The sequence below is a fragment of the uncultured Methanobrevibacter sp. genome, assembly GCF_937906425.1.
Lineage (GTDB): Archaea > Methanobacteriota > Methanobacteria > Methanobacteriales > Methanobacteriaceae > Methanobrevibacter.
Map to the genome: position 1 here is coordinate 1 of NZ_CALCYR010000275.1, position 1,493 is coordinate 1,493.

Below are 1,493 nucleotides of genomic sequence, written 5' to 3' on the forward strand. Positions count from 1 at the left end.
ATTATAAACTGAAAATCATAAATTTATTGTTCCCAGAAAGATTTATTTTTAAATATGCAAAACTATTGTTGCAATTTATCACTTTATTTATAATACTATTGTTGCAATTCATTTTTTACTGTAGTAATCTCAGTAACTGTAGCTTTTGCCGCTGGCTTATAATATCCCTTTGTCTGAGCAACTTTAAAAAGTTCATATTGAAAACTTTCATCATTATTCCTAAATTGTTGAAATGTTTGTCTAAGGTTAGTATTTTCTGTTTCTGAAATTGCAGCTTGATAAGCCGTTAATCCTGCTTTTACTCCTTCTAATATGTCATTAACCATTGTCTTCTCGTCCATAATTCTCTCCTTTCATTATGAAATAAAGTTTGTCATTGATAATCCAAAATTAAAACTAATTTAAAAATCCCATTAATTTTTGTTTTGTATTAAGTGAATCTTGAGCTGCCTTACTAAAAATTTGCTTAATTTGTGGATCTACTGCTTGAGATGAATAACTATTTAATTTTTGATAATTTGTTTCATGAGATCCAATTAGATGTCTTAAATGTTGTAATTCTGTTTCTGATAAATCAGTCATAATCAACCCTCCCTTACATTTATTTCTTAAAACATTATTTCCAATTTTTATTATTTTATACATATTTTTGAATTTATATATTAATCACACCTAAGCAGGGCAAATTCTACATAAGTATGAGTAGTAACTTGAATTTAGCTAAAAGTCTACATAAACTTGACTTTTGAATAGAATTTTGTTACAATAAAAGCTATACCATTACATAATAAATGATTTGCAATACAAATCATTAACTTAGTGCCAACTATCTTCAAGTTGGAGAAGGAGTATTATGAGCAATAATACAGTACGGGATTTCATTGTTCCTATTAAGTGGGGCAACAATTTGCTTTCTAATGGTGAATTGATCTTCAGTGTCTTTGAAGGTGCTGAATATAGAACACCTGCAACTGTTAAAGCGAATATTGGAGGCTTAGCAGCATTAAATAGGCATCACTATCATTTCTTAAGAAACTATGGTGATGATTTGCTTATTATGCAAATTATGCGCTTTAACTATAGTAGCAAAGTTCCCAAAAACCTGAGATTTAATTTAGTGGCAATACTAAATAACTCTCACTGTGAGGTGCTTACAGACTGTGTCCAGACTTTTCCCTATTCTCCAGAAGAGTGGGAAGAAGAAAGGGTACACATGAGTAGAGATTATGTTCTAGATTTGCTTGATACAAATCTTGTAGACATAAGCGTTATTTATACAGGTCCTGAGAATGGAATAATTCGTTTAAAGTCCAGACTTACTCATTTAGCTGCCGAAGCTCCGGTCTCTTTTACTAACCAGGAGATTGATCCAATTCTTATCGATTTTATCAAAAAATATGGAGGAAAACATGTAAAGAACTATTTGGCACAGGTATAATATTTAAATGGTTTCTTAAAATAAGAAGCCTCAAAACAAAAAATCCAGCCCTAAT

At 30.3% G+C, this 1,493-nt stretch carries 3 protein-coding genes; 1 reads left to right on the forward strand and 2 read right to left on the reverse strand.

What is annotated here, in order from left to right:
- Positions 1-95: 95 nt before the first annotated feature.
- Positions 96-341 (reverse strand): spore coat protein, encoded by a 246-nt coding sequence (locus Q0138_RS08025; protein ID WP_297983150.1) that lies wholly within the window; start codon positions 339-341, stop codon positions 96-98.
- A 55-nt stretch (positions 342-396) separates the two neighbouring features.
- A complete protein-coding gene (locus Q0138_RS08030; protein WP_297983152.1) occupies positions 397-582 on the reverse strand; it encodes a hypothetical protein in 186 nt (61 codons plus the stop codon).
- A gap of 271 nt (positions 583-853) precedes the next feature.
- Between Q0138_RS08030 and Q0138_RS08035 the strand changes: the two genes are divergently transcribed.
- On the forward strand, positions 854-1,438 hold the full coding sequence (locus Q0138_RS08035; RefSeq protein ID WP_297983155.1) for a hypothetical protein: 585 nt from the start codon (positions 854-856) through the stop codon (positions 1,436-1,438).
- Positions 1,439-1,493 lie beyond the last annotated feature (55 nt).

Bases quoted from the DNA above. Each gene is read 5' to 3' on its own strand.
- Q0138_RS08025 (WP_297983150.1), bottom strand. From the start codon at position 341: ATGGACGAGAAGACAATGGTTAATGACATATTAGAAGGAGTAAAAGCA.
- Q0138_RS08030 (WP_297983152.1), bottom strand. From the start codon at position 582: ATGACTGATTTATCAGAAACAGAATTACAACATTTAAGACATCTAATT.
- Q0138_RS08035 (WP_297983155.1), top strand. From the start codon at position 854: ATGAGCAATAATACAGTACGGGATTTCATTGTTCCTATTAAGTGGGGC.